The following is a 19,170-nucleotide window of genomic DNA, read 5'->3' as shown; positions in this document are numbered from 1 at the left end:
ACCGGCAATCGATGATTGCGCAATCAATCCGGCAGTGAACATGGCGCCACGCAGTTCGCTACAACGATGACTTTACTATGATTGCGCAATCATTCAAGCACTTTATCGCTCTGTTGTCAGTTGTCTGATGAGAGGTCAGGTGGTGGCTCGATCGACCAGGGTGAAACCGGTATCCAGGCGCACGGGAACCTGTTCGCCAGCATCGCGAAAACGCTGCAGCAGCGCGCTGGCGACCTGCTTGCCCATACGCCCGCCATCGACGTTCACCGTCGACAGCGCCGGGTGAAGATGGGCGGCGCTGGACAGGTCCCCAAAACCCATGACGGCCAGCTGACCGGGAACGTCGATGCCCCTGCTCGCCGCCTCCGCCAGGATGCCTTGGGCCACGGTGTCCGAACTGCAGACGATTACCTGCGGCTCATGCCCTTCGGCAAGTAGCTGGCGCAGCCCTTCCCTTCCGCTTTGCAGGGTGGCCGGCGCGGTGAGCACCGCCATCGGTACCTCATCGACGCCCAGCGTCTTGAGCTGGGCGATCACGCTGCTGCCACGCTTGAGGGCACGGGAGTCGTCGACCGAAACGATGGCGAAACGCCGATAGCCCTTGGCATGCAGGTGACAGGCGATCGCCTGGCCGACCTTTTCATGGGAGAAACCCACCTGCATGTCGATGGGCGACGCCCCCAGATCCCAGGCCTCGACCACGGGAATGCCCGCGGCCTGCAAGCGCAGCCGACTCTCCTCGGTGTGCAGCGTGCCGGTCAGCACGATGCCGTCGGGACGCCGGCCCAGTACCGCGCCGAGCAGACGCTCTTCCTGCTCGGCGGAATAGCCGGTGAGGCCGATCATGGTCTGGTAGCCGGCGGCAGTCAGGTGATCCATCAGCGACTGCACGGTCTCGGCGAAGATCGAGTGAGCGATGGTCGGTACGAAGATGGCGATCAACCGGCTCTTGTTCGATGCCAGACCGCCAGCCAGCATGTTCGGCACGTAGCCGGTCACCCGCACCGCCTCCAGCACTTTCTTGCGCGCATCCTCGCTGACCACCTCGGGCCGGTGAAGCGCGCGCGATACGGTGATCGGCGAAACGCCGGCGACCTTGGCCACATCGACCAGGGTAACGCTCGCGCCCTTGTTCGCCGGGGCAGGAGAGGATGAAGAGCGAGAGGACTTCTTTACCATGGGGGGCCGCGGGGTTGTGCGAGAGAAGCCGCATCTTAACCAGCGGATCGGAAGGTAACTAGAGACACCGTGGCAATCGCGGGCTGCTCTGCCGAATGCAGAAAACCCGGGCATGGGCCCGGGCTTTCTGAGTGGTTGCAGAGGCGATCTGCTTATTGCGCGCCCTGGGCGTCGATCAGTGCAGCCAGTTTTTCATACTCTTCCGGCAGCAGATCGGTCAGCGGTGCACGCACCGGACCGGCGTCGTAACCGGAAATCTTCGCCCCGGCCTTGACGATGCTCACGGCGTAGCCGGCTTTACGGTTCCGGATGTCCAGGTAGGGCAGGAAGAAGTCGTCGATGATCTTGCCGACGGTGGCGTGATCTTCACGGGCGATGGCGTGGTAGAAGTCCATCGCGGTTTTCGGGATGAAGTTGAACACCGCCGACGAGTAGACCGGTACGCCCAGCGCCTTATAGGCGGCGGCATACACCTCGGCGGTCGGCAGCCCGCCCAGGTAGCTGAAGCGGTCGCCGAGGCGACGGCGGATCGAAACCATCAGCTCGATGTCACCCAGGCCGTCCTTGTAGCCGATCAGGTTCGGACAACGCTCGGCCAGTTGTTCCAGCAGCGGCGCGGTCAGGCGGCAGACGTTGCGGTTGTATACCACGACGCCGATCTTCACCGACTTGCAGACTTGCTCGACATGGGCGGCAACGCCCTCCTGCGAGGCTTCGGTCAGGTAGTGCGGCAGCAGCAGCAGGCCCTTGGCGCCCAGGCGTTCGGCTTCCTGTGCATACTGGATGGCCTGACGGGTGGAACCGCCCACACCGGCGAGAATCGGCACGCTGCCTGCACAGGTGTCGACGGCGGTCTTGATGACGGACGAGTATTCGTCGGCGGCCAGGGAGAAGAACTCACCGGTGCCACCCGCCGCGAACAACGCCTTGGCGCCGTATGGGGCCAGCCACTCGAGGCGCCGGACGTACCCCTGCGGATTGAATTCGCCTTGGCTATCGAAATCGGTCAGCGGGAAAGACAGCAGACCGGAGGAAAGGACGGATTTTAATTCTTGTGGGCTCATTCGGACACCTATAGCGCTTATGGGAGTGGAGCAGCCTCGGCCGCAAGAGATACGTTATCGTACAACTATATCGAATGCCATCTTTTTTCGCCCGACTTACCACCTGCCCACGCTTCCTGCCTGAACGGCGCCTTGTCTACCCAGAGCCTGTTGACGTTTCACGCACGGCCGCGCTGAAACGCCAACAGATCCCAGGCTGGCGAAGCACGCCGCGACCGGCGGTCGCCACCAATCATCGCCGATGGACGGAAGCGCACCTGTCGCAGCCGGATGGCGCAATCCAGTGGAACCCCGGTAAGAGGCGACAAGCCTCCCTGGGGGCGCGTTGACAAACGATTCACGGGATGTCGATAATCCCGACATGTCATACGACAACAGATGACGATCTCTACATAACAACAAACAGAGAACAGGCCTCCCGCCCATGACTACGACTTCCAACGCTCAACCCTTCTTCAACCGCCTGCTGCTCACTGGCGCGGCAGGCGGACTGGGCAAGGTGCTGCGCGAACGCCTGCAGCCCCTCACCAAGATCCTGCGCCTCTCGGACATCGCCGCCATGGCCCCGGCCGAAGGTGAGCACATCGAGATTCAGGTCTGCGACCTGGCCGACAAGCAGGCGGTGCATCAGTTGGTCGAAGGTGTCGATGCGATCCTGCACTTCGGCGGGGTGTCGGTGGAACGTCCGTTCGAGGAAATCCTCGGCCCGAACATCAGCGGCGTGTTCCACATCTATGAAGCGGCGCGTCGCCACGGCGTCAAACGGGTGATATTCGCCAGCTCCAACCATGTCATCGGCTTCCACAAACAGACCGACATCATCGACGCCAACGCTGCGCGCCGTCCGGATGGTTACTACGGCCTGTCGAAGTCCTACGGCGAGGACATGGCCAGCTTCTATTTCGACCGCTACGGTATCGAGACCGTCAGCATTCGTATCGGCTCCTCGTTCACCGAGCCGTTGAACCGCCGCATGATGAGCACCTGGCTGAGCTACGACGACCTGGTGCAACTGATCGAGCGTGGCCTGACCACGCCGAATGTCGGCCACACGGTCGTGTACGGCGCCTCGGCCAACAAGGTCGTCTGGTGGGACAACAGCAAGGCCGCCCACCTGGGCTACGCGCCCAGGGACAGCTCGGAAAGATTCCGCGACAAGATCGAGGCCCAGCCGCCGGTGGCGGCAGACGACCCGAATGCGCTCTATCACGGCGGCGCCTTCACGGCAGCCGGCCCGTTCGGCGACGACTGACACCTCGCACCCTCGATAACAATAACAAGAAGTCGAACATGTCCAAGCAAGCCGAACTGATTTTCGATGCACGCAACGCCACGGGTGAAAGCCCGGTGTGGAGCGTGCAGGATCAGGCCCTTTACTGGGTCGACATCCCCAACAAGCGCCTGTACCGCTGGAACCTGGCCGATGCCAGCACGCACAGCTGGGAGGCGGACGAGATGCTCGCCTGCATCGCCCGACGCACGGATGGCAGCTGGATCGCCGGCATGCAGAGCGGCATCTTCCAACTGACGGCCGGTGACGATGGTCGACTGCACGGTGAACGCCTGGTCGACGTCAGCCATGCCCGCGAGGGCATGCGTTTCAACGACGGCCGCTGTGACCGCCAGGGGCGGTTCTGGGCGGGCAGCATGCTCATGGACATGGCCGCTGGCGCCAATGTCGGCGCGCTGTACCGCTATGATGGCGCCGGCCAGAGCGCTCTCCCTGTGCTGCTCGATGACCTGATCGTACCCAACGGCCTGGGCTTCAGCCCGGATGGCCGCACCCTCTACCTGTCCGACTCGCACCCTTCGGCGCAGCTCATCTGGGCGTTCGATTACGACATCGACAGCGGCACGCCGCACAACCGACGCCTGTTCGTCGACATGAACGACTACCCCGGCCGCCCCGATGGCGCTGCCGTGGATGCAGAAGGCTGCTACTGGATCTGCGGTAACGATGCCGGCCTGATCCATCGCTTCACCCCAGCCGGTCGCCTCGATCGCTCACTGCACGTGCCGGTGAAGAAGCCGACCATGTGCGCCTTCGGCGGCGCCAACCTGGACACCCTGTACGTCACCTCGATTCGCCCGGGCGGCAACCTGGACGATCAACCTCTGGCCGGTGGCGTTTTCGCCCTGCAGCCAGGCGTCGGTGGCCTCGAAGAAACACCGTTGCAGCCCTGATCACCACCCTCCGGGGAATCCCTGCTCTACCGGCCTCTGGCGCTTCATCACGCAGCACACCAACAAAAACAATATGGAGTTTCACATGAACCTCACGCGCACGTTGCTCATCGCCGCACTCCCGCTGGCCATCGGCCTGTCGAGCCTGGCCCAGGCCGCGACCACCCTGAAGATGGCTGAAATCCATCCCGCCGGTTACCCGACCGTGGTGGCCATGGAAAACCTCGGCAAGAAACTCGAGGAAGCCACCAACGGCGAAATCAAGTACCGCATGTTCGCCGGCGGCGTCCTGGGTTCGGAAAAGGAAGTGATCGAACAGACCCAGATCGGCGCGGTGCAAGTGACTCGTGTGAGCCTTGGCTCGGTGGGCCCGGTGGTACCGGATACCAACGTGTTCAACATGCCGTTCGTGTTCCGCGACGTCGACCACATGCGCAAGGTCATCGACGGCGAGATCGGCCAGGAGATCCTCGACAAGATCACCGCTTCCGAATTCAACATGGTCGGCCTGGCGTGGATGGATGGCGGCAGCCGCAGCATCTACACCAAGAAGCCGGTTCGCAGGATCGAAGACCTCAAGGGCATGAAGATCCGCGTGATCGGCAACCCGCTGTTCATCGACACCCTCAACGCCATGGGTGCCAACGGCATCGCCATGGACACCGGTGAAATCTTCAGCGCCCTGCAGACCGGCGTGATCGATGGTGCCGAGAACAACCCGCCCACCCTGCTCGAGCACAACCACTTTCAGTCGGCCAAGTACTACACCCAGACCCATCACCTGATCCTCCCGGAGCCGTTGATGATGTCCAAGACCGCCTGGGAGAAACTGACCCCGGAGCAGCAGGAGCTGGTCAAGAAGTTCGCCAGGGAGGCGCAGCTCGAAGAGCGCAAGCTGTGGGACGCCAAGAGCGCAGCCAGCGTCGAGAAACTGAAAGCGGCCGGCGTCGAGTTCATCGAGGTCGACACCAAGCCCTTCTATGACGCCACAGCCCCGGTCCGCGAGAAATATGGCGCCCCTTACGCCGAGCTGATCGAACGCATCGAAGCCGTCAAGTAAACCGATCACTCCGACGAATGCCGTGGCGGTGCGTCCTGCGCCGCCGCGCTGTGGTGAAGCCTCATGAAGAATACATTCCTGCGCGCCTGTGACGCCCTGTACATGACCTGCATCTGGGTGGCGGGGCTGTCCATCCTGGTGATGGCCCTGATCATTCCCTGGGGCATCTTCGCCCGCTACGTACTCGGTGCCGGCTCCAGTTGGCCAGAGCCCGTGGCCATTTTGCTGATGGCACTGTTCACCTTCGTCGGCGCTGCGGCCAGTTATCGCGCCGGGGCGCACATGGCCGTGACCTCCCTGACCGATCGCCTGCCGAGCGCCTGGCATGGCGCAATCACTCTGCTGGTGGAACTGCTGATGGCCACGGTGTGCCTGTTCATGCTCGTCTGGGGCGTCAAGCTGTGCATGGCGACCTGGAACCAGTTCCTCGCCTCGCTGACCTCGGTGCGCGTGGGCATCGCCTACTCCCCTATTCCAATCGGTGGCTTGGTGACCCTGGTGTTCATCCTCGAAAGGCTGCTGTTCGGCAATCAGAGTGGCCGACGCGTGAGCGACTACGAGCAGGTCGAAGACAGCAAGGAGGCCGTGTAAATGGACGCGCTCATCCTGCTTGGCAGTTTCGTCCTGTTGATCCTGCTGCGTATGCCGGTGGCCTACGCCCTGGGTCTGTCCGCGCTGATCGGCGCCTGGTGGATCGACATCCCGCTGCACGCGGTGATGATTTCCGTCACCGGCGGCATCAGCAAGTTCTCCCTGCTGGCCATTCCGTTCTTCGTACTCGCCGGTGCGATCATGGCGGAAGGCGGCATGTCCCGACGCCTGGTGGCTTTCGCTGGCGTACTGGTAGGTTTCGTGCGAGGCGGCCTGTCGCTGGTCAACATCATGGCCTCGACCTTTTTCGGCGCCATCTCCGGCTCGGCCCTGGCGGATACCGCTTCGGTCGGCTCGGTGATGATCCCGGAGATGGAGCGCAACGGTTACCCCCGCGAGTACGCCACCGCCGTAACGGTGAGTGGCTCGGTACAGGCGCTGCTGACGCCGCCGAGCCACAACTCGGTGATCTACTCGCTGGCCGCTGGCGGCACCGTCTCCATCGCCTCGCTGTTCATCGCCGGCATCGGCCCGGGTCTGCTGCTCAGCGCCGTGATGATGGGTCTGTGCATGTTCTTCGCCAAGAAGCGCAACTACCCGAAAGGCGACGTCATCCCGCTCAAGCAGGCACTGAAGATCTGCATGGATGCCATCTGGGGCCTGTTCACCATGGTGATCATCCTCGGCGGCATCATCTCCGGCATCTTCACCGCCACCGAGTCGGCGGCCATCGCGGTGCTGTGGGCGTTCTTCGTCACCCTGTTCATCTACCGCGACTACAAGTGGCGTGACCTGCCCAAGCTGATGCATCGCACGGTACGTACCATCTCCATCGTGATGATCCTGATCGCCTTCGCCGCCAGCTTCGGCTACATCATGACGCTGATGCAGATCCCGTCGAAGATCACCTCCGCGTTCATGACCATCTCCGACAACCGCTACGTGATTCTGATGTGCATCAACTTCATGTTGCTGGCCCTGGGCACGGTGATGGACATGGCGCCGCTGATCCTGATCCTCACCCCGATCCTGTTGCCGGTGGTGCTGTCGATCGGTGTCGACCCGGTGCACTTCGGCATGATCATGCTGGTCAACCTGGGTATCGGGCTGATAACGCCACCGGTGGGTGCGGTGCTGTTCGTTGGCGCGGCGATCGGCAAGGTCACCATCGAAAACACCGTCAAGGCACTGCTGCCGTTCTACGCTGCACTGTTCATGGTGCTGATGGCCGTGACCTACATCCCGGCCATTTCGCTGTGGCTGCCTAGCGTCGTACTCTGATACCGATACACCCGCGGCGGGTCGCGTGCATACGCGACCCGCCGTTTTTTTTAGCGCGGCGAGAACGGCCACCAAACCGTCAGGCGCTCCAGGCTGAACACGATACGGAAATTGCTGACATGACGTCCCCTGCCCTGTTTCCCCGCCATATCGCCGTGCTGTTGCTGGCCCTGCTGGCGTGCTCCTTCGCCGGCAACCACATCGCCGCGCGCATCGCTTTCGACAACCACACCGGCCTGCTGCTGGCGATCCTGTGCCGCTCCGGTGTCACCATGCTGGTGCTGCTGGGCATCGTCCTCTGGCAACGCCAGGCGCTGCAGATGCCACCGGGTGCCTGGCGCTGGCAACTGCTGCTGGGCCTGCTGATCGCCACCCAGAGCATCTGCCTGTACTCGGCCGTGGCGCGCATTCCGGTGGCGCTCGCGTTGCTGGTCGGCAATACCTTTCCGATCCTGCTCGCCCTGCTCACCTGGGCGCTGGGCGGCTCGGCACCGACGCGCCGCACGGTGATGCTCATGGGCCTGATCCTGCTTGGTCTGGTGTTCGCCCTGGATCTTCCCGCACGCCTGAGCGCCAGCGAGCCGGCCGGCCCGGAATGGGTGGTCGGAGTCAGCGTGTCGTTCCTCGCCGCCTGCGTATTCGCCTGCGCGCTGTGGATCACCGACCACAAGCTGTCGAGCCTGCGCGGCTCGGTGCGCAGCATGCTGACGCTGATGATCGTGTTCAGCAGCATGGCGCTGGCGGGCAGCGCCGACCTGATCCCTGGCGGCATGAACCTGCCGGGCAACGAGACCGGCTGGATAGCGCTGGGCGCCCTGGTGCTGCTTTACGGCATCGCCTTCTGCATGCTGTTCGTCAGCGTGCCGCGCCTGAACATGGCCAAGAACGCACCGGTGATGAACATGGAGCCCATCGCCACCCTGCTGTTCGGCTGGCTGCTGCTGGATCAGGTCTTGAGCGGTATGCAGATGATCGGCGGGGCGATCGTGCTGGCGGGGATCGTTCTGCTGACCTATCGCAAGGATGCCTGAGCATCCATATACGATCAGCTGCGCGTCGGCACTGCGGCGTTGGAAACGGGCCGGATCGCCCGCCCGTTTCTGCCTTGCAGGGCTCAGGCCTGCTTGACGACCACTTCAGCGGCCTCGTGGGCCTGACGCAGCCGCTCGCGGCTGTTGGTCAGGTGCAGGCGCATGGCGGCACGTGCGGCGTCGGAGTCCTGGCGGGCGATGGCCTCGAAGATCTGCTCGTGCTCGCGCTCCAGGCGCGCCATGTAGTGGGCATGGTCGTCATGGGCGATACGCGCCGAGTTCAGCCGCGTGCGCGGAATGATGCTGGTACCCAGATGGCTCATGATATCGCTGAAGTAGCGATTGCCGGTGGCGTTGGCGACCTGCAGGTGAAACTGGAAATCGGACGACACCGCATCGCTTTCGTGGGCCGCGCCTTCGTTCAGCGCATCCAGAGCCTGGCGCATCGACGCCAGCTGTTCGGGCGTCCGTCGTTGCGCAGCCAGGCCAGCCGACTCGACTTCCAGGCTGATGCGCAGCTCGAGCACGGCCAGCACTTCACGCAGGGTGACGATGGTCGCCGGGTCGATGCGAAAGCCGCCGGGGTTGGGCGTGTCCAGAACGAAGGTGCCGATGCCATGGCGGGTTTCCACCAGGCCGGAAGCCTGCAACCGCGACAGCGCTTCACGCACCACGGTGCGGCTGACGCCCTGCTCTTCCATGATCGCCGACTCGGTCGGCAACTTGTCGCCACGCTTGATCAGCCCATCGCGAATGCGCTGAGACAGCTCTGCGACCAGCTCCTGGGCCAGGCTGCGGTGCTTGCGGCGAGCACGTGGCGGCGTGTTCTGATTTTCCATAGCAATCGTTATCGTCTGGGTGGCCGAACTGCATCATATATCAGGCAGTTGTATGATGACACGTGGTTCGTTTATCTCCGGCACATGACTGCTTAACTGCACAGGTACCCCACCATGCCGCTCGACACCTTGCACCTGCAGGATCGCCTCACCCGCCTGACCTTGGCGCCACAAACCGGCGGCAGCATCGCCAACTGGACGATCAAGGACAGTGGCCAACCCTTGCTGCGTCATGCAGACCAGCAAGCCTTGCAGGCCGGCAGTGCCCGTAGGCTCGGCTGCTACCCCCTGGCCCCCTGGTCGAACCGCATCACCGGTGGCGGCTTCGACAACCCGCAAGGCTGGCTCGCGCTGGCGGCCAATGCCGACAACTCGGCGCTGCCGATCCATGGCAGCGCCTGGCAGCAGGCCTGGCAGGTGATCGAGCACAGCGACGATTCGGCCCTGCTACGCCTCGACAGCCAGACCCCCTTCGCCTATGTCGCAGAGCAGCGGATTCGCCTGCACGATGGGCGCCTGGACATTCGCCTGCAGGTCACCCACATGGCCGACACCCCGGTGTGGCATGGCCTGGGCCTGCATCCGTACTTCCCACGCACGCCGGCTACCCGCCTGCAAGCCAGTGCGGGGCAGGTCTGGAATTGCGACGCGAACAGCCTGCCAACGCAACTGAGCGAACTGCCCGAGCACTGGGACTTCAACCAAGAGCGTGATCTTCCGGTGCAGCACACCGACAACGCCTTCACGGACTGGAACGGCCAGGCGCGGATCCTCCAGCCCGACGCCGGCTACAGCCTCGAGATCAGCGCCGAAGGCAGTGACCTGTACCTGTTGTTCTGCCCTGAGCGCTTGCCCTTCTTCTGCTTCGAGCCGGTCAGCCACCCGGTGGATGCCCACCATATGCCAGGCAAGCCCGGGCTAGTGCTGCTACACAGGGGAGAGAGCCACAGCCTGGCGTTCAGCCTGCAGTACCGCGCGTTCAGCGCGGATCGCAACATCCGGTAACGGTGCTGGACTTTCGGTGTACTTTGACGATAATCGGCCGCCACCCTCGGGGATTTCCAGCTGCACTGGACGTCAGTTGCCGGAACTTTGCCGGGAGTAAACGCTTCGAACCGACGTGGCGACCGTATCAGTGAGACCGCCTGGTCTTACGTTGTCGCCCGCCTCCTATCAAAAACCATGGGTACTATCGTGACGAAAGACGAACTGCGCGACGAACTCGAGCGCCAGGCGCAGCGTTACAAGGATGTATACGGCGGAGAGGTCATCACTTACGCCGCCCAACCGGATCCGGAGCGCAAGCCGTGGCGCAAGCGAGCCAGCCTGCTCGATCAGGCATTCGATAAAGAAATCGAGAAGATCGAGAAGGACTTGTCCAGCAAGGAAGAAGCCAGAATCGAAAGCGCCTGACCAACTGGCCGATGCCGGCGGGCACGCACTGGCACGCCGCCGACGGTGCAGTGTTCAGCGTCGTTTCGACGTGGGCTTGCCGCCCAGCAAAGACCCCAGCACACCGCGAACCAGTTGCCGACCGAGTTGATTGGCGACCTGGCGCATGGCGCTTTTCATTGCCTGCCCGGCCAACCCGCCGAGGAACTCGCCGGCCACGCTGACCGTGGAAGGTGGTGCCTCGCCCGCTTGCACGTGCTCGCTCGCCTGGGTCGCTCGCGCGGTGAGGATCTCGTAGGCCGACTCCCGGTCGAACGCCTTGTCGTAGCGACCGGCCAGCGGCGATTGGCGAATCAGGCCATCGCGCTCACCTGCTTGCAACGGCCCGATACGCGATTGCGGCGGGGCGATGGCAACACGCTGCACCATCGCCGGCGTGCCCTTGTCTTCCAGGGTGCCCACCAGGGCTTCGCCGATCCCCAGCTCGGTCAGCACCGCCAGGCAATCGAACGCCGGGTTGGGCCGGAAGCCATCGGCCACCGCCCGCAGCGCCTTCTGCTCCCGGGTGGTGAAGGCCCGCAAGCCGTGCTGGATACGCAGGCCGAGCTGCGCCAGGACAGCGTCCGGCAGATCCCCCGGCGACTGGGTGACGAAATACACGCCCACGCCCTTCGAACGGATCAGCCGCACCACCTGCTCCAGCCGCGCCTGCAGGGCCTTTGGCGTGCCGGCGAAAAGCAGATGGGCCTCGTCGAAAAACAGCGCCAGGATTGGTTTATCCGCATCCCCGCGCTCGGGTAGTTGCTCGAAGAGTTCTGCCAGCAGCCAGAGCAGAAAGGTCGCATAGACCTTTGGCGCTTCGTGCACCAGGCGGCTGGCATCGAGCAGGTGAATGCGCCCGCGGCCATCACGATCCGGCTGCAGGATGTCTGCGAGTTGCAGCGCCGGCTCGCCGAACAGCGCCTCACCGCCCTGCTGTTCGAGGCTGGCCAGGCGCCGTAACAGGGCCTGGGCTGAGGCATTGGTGAACAGTGCGCTGTCGGCCCCCAGCACCTGCGGCTGCTCCTTCAGATGGGTCAGCAGGGCCTTGAGATCCTTCAGGTCGAGCAGCAGCAGGCCTTCGCGGTCGGCCACCTTGAACGCGGCATACAGCGCCGCCTGCTGGCTGTCGGTGAGTTCCAGCAGCGCACCGAGCAGAAGCGGGCCCATTTCGCTCAGGGTAGTGCGCAGCGGATGGCCGCTTTGCCCATACACATCCCACAGGCTGAGCGGATAGGCTGTCGGGCTGTGCGCCAGCCAGGGCATGCTGGCGATGCGCTCGGCAACCTTGCCCTGAGGCGCGCCGGCGGCGCCCAGGCCACACAGATCTCCCTTCACATCGGCGGCGAAGACCGCCACGCCGGCCTCGCTGAAGCTCTCGATCAGGCGCTGCAGCGTCACGGTCTTGCCGGTTCCGGTGGCCCCCGCGATGAGGCCATGGCGGTTGGCAAGATGCAATGACTGGCCCACTGCCTGGCCAGCGTCGCCAGCGCCCAGAACGATTTGTGCACTCACAGGCATAATGCCATCTCCTTGTAATAGGATCTGTTGGGACTGCCGCGCCACCACTGGCCGGGCCGGTTTTGCCGCGCTCACGCGTTTCTCGCGGGCTCATGCAAGCCGCCGAACGTCGCGGCGCAGTCGGGCGCAAGCCTCTACGAACCCTAAAGCTTTGCCAGGCTGCTGCCGAAACAGGTCGCAGCGCCGTACACCCTTCCAAGCCGTTGCGCGCCGTTTTCGGCCGCCTCGCAAAGACTGATTCCAGACACCTCCGGACGCAAGATGCCATGACGAGAAACCTGCAGTTCAGCCACAAGATCCTGCTGGCCGCCACCCTGGTGGTCACGGTCGCCTTCGCCCTGTTCAGCCTCTACAACGACAGCCGCCAGCGTAACAGTATCGAGGAGACGCTTCAGAGCAACCTGAGCCAGGCCAGCGATGCCGCGGCAGGCAATATCGAAAGCTGGTTGTCGGGGCGCATCCTGCTGGTCGAGAGCCTGGCGCAGAACCTGGAGCTGGCGATCGCCGCCGGCAACCTGCAGGACGTCATTTCCCGCCCCGTGTACAAGAACGCCTTTCTCTCCACCTATATCGGCCTGCAGGACAACGGGCGCTTCCTGTCCAGCCCGCCCACGCAGATGGCGGCCGGCTACGACCCACGCACACGCCCCTGGTACCAGGACACCGCCAAGGCCAACCGCACGATTCTCACCGCCCCCTATGTCGACCAGATCACCAACTCGCTGGTGATCTCGCCAATCGCACCGGTGCGTGGCGCAGACGGCAAGCCGTTCGGCATTGCCGGCGGCGATGTCAGCCTGGATACGTTGGTCAAGATCATCAACGCCATCGAGCTCGGTGATCTGGGTTACGCCTTCCTGGTCAGCAAGGACGGTACCGTACTGGTTCATCACCAAGCCGACCTGGTAATGAAGAACCTGCGCGACCTCTATCCCAACACCAGCATCGGCCTCGACAGCAAACTGACCGAGGTCGAGCAGGATGGCCAGGATCGGCTGCTGACCTTCGCCCCGGTCAAGGGCCTGCCCGATGTGCAGTGGTACGTGGGGCTCTCCATCGACAAGAACCTGGCCTACGCCGAGCTGAATGAATTCCGCCTGTCCGCGGCCATCGCCACGCTGGTTGCCGTGGCACTGATCATCGCCCTGCTCGGCGTGCTGATCCGCGTCCTGATGCGGCCGCTGACCACCATGGGCAAGGCCATGGAAGACATCGCCCGTGGTGAAGGCGACCTGACCAAACGCCTGGCCATCCAGTCCAACGACGAATTCGGCGCCCTGGCCAATTCGTTCAATCGTTTCGTCGAACGTATCCACGCGTCCATTCGCGAGGTGTCCTCGGCCACTGCCCAGGTCAACGAGGTCGCCAAGCTGGTGGTCAACGCGTCCAACTCGTCCATCGTCAACTCGGACGAACAGGCCAGCCGTACCAACAGCGTCGCCGCAGCGATCAACCAGCTCGGCGCCGCCGCTCAGGAAATCGCCCGCAATGCCGCGGACGCTTCCAATCAGGCCTCGGACGCGCGCCTGCAAGCCGAGGATGGCGGCAAGGTGGTGCAGCAGGCGATCAAATCCATGACCGAGCTGTCGAGCAAGGTAATCGACGCCCGCGCCAAGATCGAGATGCTCAACGGCAAGACCGTGGACATCGGGCAGATCCTCGAGGTGATCAAGAGCATCTCCCAGCAGACCAACCTGCTCGCCCTCAACGCCGCCATCGAAGCCGCCCGCGCCGGTGAGGCGGGGCGGGGCTTCGCCGTGGTCGCCGACGAGGTGCGCAACCTCGCCCACCGCACCCAGGAGTCGGCGCAGGAAATCGAGAAGATGATCGAAGAGCTGCAGGTCGGCTCCCGGGAGTCGGTCACCACCATGACCGAGAGCCAGCATTACAGCGAGCAAAGCGTGGCGGTCGCCAACCAGGCCGGCGACCGCCTGGGCAGCGTCACCGTGCGCATCGGCGAGATCGATGGCATGAACCAGTCGGTGGCGACCGCCACCGAAGAGCAGACCTCGGTGATCGAGGCGTTGAACATGGACATCACGGAAATCAACACCCTCAATCAGGAAGGCCTGGAAAACCTCCAGGCCACCCTGCGGGCCTGCGCGGACCTGGAGCAACAGGCGGCTCGTCTGACCCATCTGGTCGGCAGCTTCCGTATCTGATCGCGCAGAAAACCAGAAAGGGCGCCATTGGCACCCTTCCTGGTGGATATTCGACCCGCTACCTGTCCGGCGTAGCGTCGCGCTCACGCTGCAGGCGCTGCCACAACGCCTCGGCGCCCGTGAACTCGGCGCCATCCTCTTCGCTCAACGCCTGCGGGTCGTAACGCCGCACGCACCCCTCTCCCACGGTGGGAGGGGGTGTTGCCGTGCCGGGTGCGTGGGCTTCATCGTCACTCATCGGGATCAGCCCCTGGGATGGCCCTGTTCATGCTGGGCGAACTCCTTCATCGCCAGCAGCACATCGTGGCGGCTGATCTGACCGACCAGCTTGCCCCCCTCGACGACCGGGAAACGTCGGCGCCGCCCCTTCAGGAAACGCTCGGCCACCTCGATGATGTCGGCTTCCGGTGAGGTGGTCTCGACGTTGGTGGTCATGTAGGAGCCGATAGTGCCGCCGGTCGACTCGTAATAGGCCCCCTGAAGAATGCCGCGCAGGCAGTCGCCCTCCGACAGCAGGCCGACCAGGCGCTCGTGGTCGTCGACCACCGGCGCGCCGGAAATACGCTGTTCAAGCAATCTGTTGATGGCCGTGAACAGGTCGGTGTCGGCCTGGAAGGTGACCACGTGACGGGTCATGTAATCACGCACTTTGACGGACTTGAGCATGAGCGCGGGCTCCCTTATTCGAGCATCGGGTCGACTGGATCAGTCGAACACAACGGTCTTGTTGTTGTGCACCAAGACCCGGTCTTCCAAGTGATAGCGCAGACCGCGGGACAACACCATCTTTTCCACGTCCTTGCCGAGGCGCACCATTTCTTCGATGCTCTCGCGGTGGCTGACACGCACCACGTCCTGTTCGATGATCGGGCCGGCATCCAGCTCCTCGGTCACGTAGTGGGACGTGGCGCCGATCAGCTTGACGCCTCGCAGCGAGGCCTGATGGTAAGGCTTGGCCCCGACGAAGGACGGCAGGAAGCTGTGGTGGATGTTGATCACGCGCTGGGCATAGTCCTGGCACAACTTGGGCGGCAGGATCTGCATGTAGCGGGCCAGCACGATGGCATCGGCACGATGCTCCGCGACTAGGCGCGAGACCTCGTCGAAGGCCGGTTGCTTGTTCTGCGCGTCCACCGGCACGTGGATGAACGCAATGCCGTGCCATTCGACCATGCTGCGCAGGTCATCATGGTTGGAGATCACGCAGGGGATATCGCAATCGAGTTCATTGCTGTGCCAGCGGTGCAGCAGGTCTGCCAGGCAGTGGGACTCACGGCTGGCCATCAGTACCACGCGTTTCTTCTGTGCCGAATCGGTGATCCGCCACTCCATGGAGAATTCCCGGGCGATGGGCGAAAACGCCTGATTGAAACCATCCAGGTCGAAGGGCAGCGAATCGGCACGGATTTCATGGCGCATGAAAAACCAGCCACTCTGCGTGTCCGAATGGTGGCTGGCCTCGGTGATCCAGCCATTGTAGGTGGCCAGAAAGTTACTGACCTTGGCCACGATGCCGGTACGGTCAGGGCAGGCAATGACCAGCCGAAAAGTGCGCATGAACAACTCCAGAGAAATAGCGAAGGCGCGCATTTTAGCCAGACTAACGAAAAACTGCAGTAGCCGGACTGAGCGACCGGCGTCCGCTCACCGGAAAAGCGCGATGCAATACCGCAAACGCCAGCTAACAAGCGGCTCACCCGCGGGCGGGAGCAGATTGATTCCGTATGTTTTCAAATGCCAATAACACGGTCTTTTGCTGTTAGCGCTTGCAACTTCTTTTCAACATGAACGTCTCTTCACTACAAACCGGTTTACTTATAATTAACCGGTGTCTACCATAAGCAACACTTGGTCACCACTCCCTGCATTAAAGGTAAACACATGTCCTTGATCACCGAATACCGTACCCTCGAAGAAAACATCAAAGAACTGCAGGAGCGCCTGAAGAATCTGTCGCAAGATGACAAACTGAAGAAAGAACTGGAGTTCGAAGGCAAGCTGCGCACCCTGATGGGCGAATACCAGAAATCGCTGCGCGACATCATCGCGCTTCTGGATCCGGATGCCAAAGCCAGCAAGGCTCAGCGCAATGCCAAGGCGGCACCGATTGGCAGCAAGCGTGCACGCAAAGTTAAGCAGTACAAGAATCCGAATACCGGCGAAGTCATCGAAACCAAAGGTGGCAATCACAAGACGCTGAAAGAGTGGAAAGCCAAGTGGGGCGCCGACGTCGTCGAGGGTTGGGCGACCCTGCTCGGCTGATACCAGGTCGGGGCTGTGAGGCCATGAAGAACGCCAGCATCGCTGGCGTTTTTTATGGGCGCTGTTATATCCCGATCACCCGCATCGAAAAACCAACTCGGCCTGTTGCAGCCAGCAGCAACTCCTCCGCCAGCGCGCTCGTTATATCGCACTGATGGCCAATTGACTTACAGCGCGTAGCGCTCGCGCAACTGCTGCGCATGAGCGCTCCATGCCCTCAGTATCGCCCGTTGAGTATCTGTCGCGGTAGTCAGGTATTGCGCCATGTCCGCCTCGAAACTTGCCAATGTATTGGGCGCCCCCCATTCGGGCAGACTGAGGCGTTGCCGACACAACGTTTCCCAGCGCGCCTGCTCTTCAGCATTCAGGGTGCCTGGAAAGTTGCGAGCGCGATAACGAAACAGCAGTTCGGGTAGCCGTTGATCATCGAATGGCCAGCGCTGCGTGGCCAACTGCTGTGGCTCGCTGGTGCGTACCTGCTCGCACAGTCGGCGGTCACGATCGCCGATAAAACCGTCATATAGCTGTTGTTCCGGGTCACTGACAGCGGCAAAACTGTCCTCTTCGTATACCTGTGGCAATTTGTCCTGCCACTGCGGCTGACCGTCGATCAGGCGCTGTGCACGAGACGAGTAATCGGCTTTGTCCAGTTGCAGCCGCTGGCAGTCTTCCGGGCGCAGCACACTCAAGGGTGCAACCACCGGACAACGGTTGATATGGATGAGCTTGAGCGGCACTGGCAGTTCACCCTCGGCCAGTTGGTCACGTCGGCTGTAAAGGCGGCGACGCAGTGCTGCGCCCTCTTCGTCCAGCAACGGCGTGGCATCGAGATGCAGGTCGCAGACGATCAGTGCGTTGCGATTACGAGGGTGCCAGGCCAGTGGCAGCACGATGCCAAGATAGTGACGCGCCCCCGAGAAGCGCCCGGAGACATGCACCATGGGCTGCAACAGGCGTATCTGGTCGAGCACCCGCTGCTTGCCACGCAGCTCATAGAGGTAGTCGTAGAGCTTCGGCTGACGCTGGCGCATCAGGCGCGCCAGGGCGATGGTCGCACGCACGTCGGACAACGCGTCGTGCGCCTGGCCATGCTCGATGCCGTTGGCAGCGGTCAGCCGCTCCAGCTTGAGGCTGACGCCCGTCTCATCCTGCGGCCACTCGATCCCCTCCGGGCGCAGTGCATAGGCGGTTCGCAGCATGTCGATGAGATCCCAACGGCTGTTGCCGCCCTGCCATTCTCGTGCATAGGGATCGAAGAAGTTGCGATACAGGCTGTAGCGCGTCACCTCGTCATCGAAACGCAGACTGTTGTAGCCCACGCCACAGGTGCCGGGGCGGGCCAGTTCGGCATGCACGCGCGTCATGAATTCGGCTTCGCTCACCCCTTCGCGAGCCAGCCGCTCGGGACCGATACCGGTAATCAGGCAGGCAGCCGGGTGTGGCAGGATGTCGTCACTGGGCCGGCAGTAGAGATTGACCGGCGCTTCGATTTCGTTGAGCTGCTCGTCGGTGCGGATGCCCGCAACCTGCAAGGGTCGATCGCGGCGCGGATCGATGCCGGTGGTTTCGTAGTCGTACCAGAACAGGCTCGAAGACACGGGGGGCTCCTGTGGGCAATGGGTGACCCAGTTTAGGGTCTGTCAGTCGCCGATCACAAACGGCGACACGCCTTGCAAAGGTTGATCGGCCGCACACGCCGAGCGAATGCAGGGGGCAGGCCCTTGTCCAGTTGACGCCACACCTTTAACATTACGAAACAATCTTACTTGCGCTCGCCAAGGATGAACCATGAGTGACACGCTCTCCACAAACCCCTACGCCGTTCCCACCAGCGAACTGCAGCAAACTCCCGGTGACGCGCAGACGCCGAGCATCGAACAGGCGCTCAGCCGCGGCTATGATTTCAGCATTGGCGCGCTGATCAGCGAAGCCTGGCAGCTGACCAAGGGCACCAAGGGCATCATCATCGGCGGCTTCCTGGCCTTCTACGTGGTGATGTTCGTCGCCACGTTCATCATCGGTGCCGTACTCGGCATCTTCACGGTGTTAAGCGACAACATTGCGCTGATCATCATCGCGCAGATGGTGACGACCATCCTCGCCTCCGCAGTGTCCTACCCGTTCATTGCCGGCCTGAACATGGTCGGCATTCGCCGTGCCGCTGGGCAACCCTATGGCTTCAATGAAATCTTCAGCCATTTCGGGCGCATCGTACCGTTGCTGGTCATCGCCCTGCTGATGATGCTGTTCATCTACTTGGGCATGATCCTGCTGGTGATTCCGGGCCTCTACCTCGCGGTGGCCTACATGCTGGCCATCCCCCTGGTGGTCGAGCGTGGCCTGTCGCCCTGGCAAGCCATGGAAGCATCGCGCAAGGCCATCACGCAGCACTGGTTCAAGGTGTTCGGCCTGTTCCTGCTGCTTGGCCTGATCCTCGCCATCAGCGCCATTCCGCTGTTCATCGGCCTGATCTGGACCATACCGCTGTTCGTCATGTCCATCGGCGTGCTGTATCGCACCATCTTCGGCGTGCTGCCCGTCGCACCCTAGGCGCCTCCTCACCTG

19 protein-coding genes are annotated in these 19,170 nt (G+C 62.8%); 11 read left to right on the top strand and 8 right to left on the bottom strand.

Annotated features, from left to right (window positions below):
• Positions 1–135: 135 nt before the first annotated feature.
• Together BLR94_RS13475 and kdgD are read right to left on the bottom strand one after the other, a co-directional pair.
• Complete coding sequence (locus BLR94_RS13475; protein ID WP_084306271.1) at positions 136–1,179, bottom strand: LacI family DNA-binding transcriptional regulator; 1,044 nt, start codon at positions 1,177–1,179, stop codon at positions 136–138.
• Positions 1,180–1,331: 152 nt separating this feature from the next.
• Entirely contained in the window at positions 1,332–2,243 is a 912-nt protein-coding gene (gene kdgD / locus BLR94_RS13470) for a 5-dehydro-4-deoxyglucarate dehydratase (RefSeq protein WP_084306270.1), read from the bottom strand.
• Positions 2,244–2,667: 424 nt separating this feature from the next.
• Here kdgD and BLR94_RS13465 point away from each other — a divergent pair, with 424 nt between their 5' ends.
• The 6 genes from BLR94_RS13465 (at position 2,668) to BLR94_RS13440 (ending at position 8,390) form a co-directional block, all read left to right on the top strand.
• The gene (locus BLR94_RS13465; protein ID WP_084306269.1) at positions 2,668–3,495 is read left to right on the top strand and encodes an NAD-dependent epimerase/dehydratase family protein; all 828 of its coding nucleotides are present in this window, start codon (positions 2,668–2,670) and stop codon (positions 3,493–3,495) included.
• A 38-nt stretch (positions 3,496–3,533) separates the two neighbouring features.
• The gene (locus BLR94_RS13460) at positions 3,534–4,427 is read left to right on the top strand and encodes an SMP-30/gluconolactonase/LRE family protein (protein ID WP_084306268.1); all 894 of its coding nucleotides are present in this window, start codon (positions 3,534–3,536) and stop codon (positions 4,425–4,427) included.
• An 85-nt stretch (positions 4,428–4,512) separates the two neighbouring features.
• Positions 4,513–5,487: a TRAP transporter substrate-binding protein gene (locus BLR94_RS13455; RefSeq protein WP_084306267.1), complete on the top strand. Its 975-nt coding sequence runs from the start codon at positions 4,513–4,515 to the stop codon at positions 5,485–5,487.
• Positions 5,488–5,550: 63 nt separating this feature from the next.
• Entirely contained in the window at positions 5,551–6,078 is a 528-nt protein-coding gene (locus BLR94_RS13450) for a TRAP transporter small permease (protein WP_084306266.1), read from the top strand.
• Complete coding sequence (locus tag BLR94_RS13445; protein ID WP_084306265.1) at positions 6,079–7,359, top strand: TRAP transporter large permease; 1,281 nt, start codon at positions 6,079–6,081, stop codon at positions 7,357–7,359.
• 119 nt (positions 7,360–7,478) lie between these two features.
• Positions 7,479–8,390, top strand: coding sequence for an EamA family transporter (locus tag BLR94_RS13440; RefSeq protein WP_084306264.1), 912 nt, complete (start codon positions 7,479–7,481; stop codon positions 8,388–8,390).
• An 83-nt stretch (positions 8,391–8,473) separates the two neighbouring features.
• Here the strand turns inward: BLR94_RS13440 and BLR94_RS13435 are convergent, their stop codons facing one another.
• A complete protein-coding gene (locus BLR94_RS13435) occupies positions 8,474–9,229 on the bottom strand; it encodes a FadR/GntR family transcriptional regulator (RefSeq protein WP_084306263.1) in 756 nt (251 codons plus the stop codon).
• Between the two features lie 114 nt (positions 9,230–9,343).
• Here BLR94_RS13435 and BLR94_RS13430 point away from each other — a divergent pair, with 114 nt between their 5' ends.
• Both BLR94_RS13430 and BLR94_RS13425 read left to right on the top strand, forming a co-directional pair.
• A complete protein-coding gene (locus tag BLR94_RS13430; protein ID WP_084306262.1) occupies positions 9,344–10,234 on the top strand; it encodes an aldose 1-epimerase in 891 nt (296 codons plus the stop codon).
• Positions 10,235–10,423: 189 nt separating this feature from the next.
• Positions 10,424–10,642 (top strand): hypothetical protein, encoded by a 219-nt coding sequence (locus BLR94_RS13425; RefSeq protein ID WP_084306382.1) that lies wholly within the window; start codon positions 10,424–10,426, stop codon positions 10,640–10,642.
• A gap of 54 nt (positions 10,643–10,696) precedes the next feature.
• On the opposite strand, the gene BLR94_RS13420 is transcribed toward BLR94_RS13425, so the two are convergent.
• Positions 10,697–12,181, bottom strand: coding sequence for a helicase HerA-like domain-containing protein (locus BLR94_RS13420; protein ID WP_084306261.1), 1,485 nt, complete (start codon positions 12,179–12,181; stop codon positions 10,697–10,699).
• Between the two features lie 266 nt (positions 12,182–12,447).
• On the opposite strand from BLR94_RS13420, the gene BLR94_RS13415 reads away from it, so the two are divergent.
• Positions 12,448–14,343: a methyl-accepting chemotaxis protein gene (locus tag BLR94_RS13415; RefSeq protein ID WP_084306260.1), complete on the top strand. Its 1,896-nt coding sequence runs from the start codon at positions 12,448–12,450 to the stop codon at positions 14,341–14,343.
• 58 nt (positions 14,344–14,401) lie between these two features.
• On the opposite strand, the gene BLR94_RS13410 is transcribed toward BLR94_RS13415, so the two are convergent.
• The 3 genes from BLR94_RS13410 to purU are packed head-to-tail and all read right to left on the bottom strand — an operon-like array spanning position 14,402 to position 15,900.
• Entirely contained in the window at positions 14,402–14,581 is a 180-nt protein-coding gene (locus BLR94_RS13410; protein ID WP_084306259.1) for a hypothetical protein, read from the bottom strand.
• Positions 14,582–14,586: 5 nt separating this feature from the next.
• Positions 14,587–15,009 carry a CBS domain-containing protein gene (locus BLR94_RS13405; RefSeq protein WP_084306258.1) on the bottom strand — a complete coding sequence of 141 codons (423 nt, stop codon included), beginning with the start codon at positions 15,007–15,009 and terminating at the stop codon, positions 14,587–14,589.
• Positions 15,010–15,048: 39 nt separating this feature from the next.
• The gene (gene purU / locus BLR94_RS13400; RefSeq protein ID WP_084306257.1) at positions 15,049–15,900 is read right to left on the bottom strand and encodes a formyltetrahydrofolate deformylase; all 852 of its coding nucleotides are present in this window, start codon (positions 15,898–15,900) and stop codon (positions 15,049–15,051) included.
• A 324-nt stretch (positions 15,901–16,224) separates the two neighbouring features.
• On the opposite strand from purU, the gene mvaT reads away from it, so the two are divergent.
• Positions 16,225–16,605, top strand: a complete 381-nt coding sequence (mvaT, locus tag BLR94_RS13395; RefSeq protein WP_084306256.1) for a histone-like nucleoid-structuring protein MvaT — start codon at positions 16,225–16,227, stop codon at positions 16,603–16,605.
• 167 nt (positions 16,606–16,772) lie between these two features.
• Here mvaT and sbcB read toward each other — a convergent pair whose 3' ends face one another.
• Positions 16,773–18,203 carry an exodeoxyribonuclease I gene (gene sbcB, locus BLR94_RS13390; protein WP_084306255.1) on the bottom strand — a complete coding sequence of 477 codons (1,431 nt, stop codon included), beginning with the start codon at positions 18,201–18,203 and terminating at the stop codon, positions 16,773–16,775.
• Between the two features lie 190 nt (positions 18,204–18,393).
• Here sbcB and BLR94_RS13385 point away from each other — a divergent pair, with 190 nt between their 5' ends.
• Positions 18,394–19,155 (top strand): DUF2189 domain-containing protein, encoded by a 762-nt coding sequence (locus BLR94_RS13385; RefSeq protein WP_084306254.1) that lies wholly within the window; start codon positions 18,394–18,396, stop codon positions 19,153–19,155.
• The last annotated feature ends 15 nt before the right edge of the window (positions 19,156–19,170 follow it).

It is taken from the genome of Phytopseudomonas flavescens, assembly GCF_900100535.1.
In the GTDB taxonomy this organism is placed as follows: Bacteria; Pseudomonadota; Gammaproteobacteria; order Pseudomonadales; family Pseudomonadaceae; genus Aquipseudomonas; species Aquipseudomonas flavescens.
Note: the sequence above shows the minus strand (reverse complement) of the source record. Positions and strands in the feature narration are given on the sequence as shown.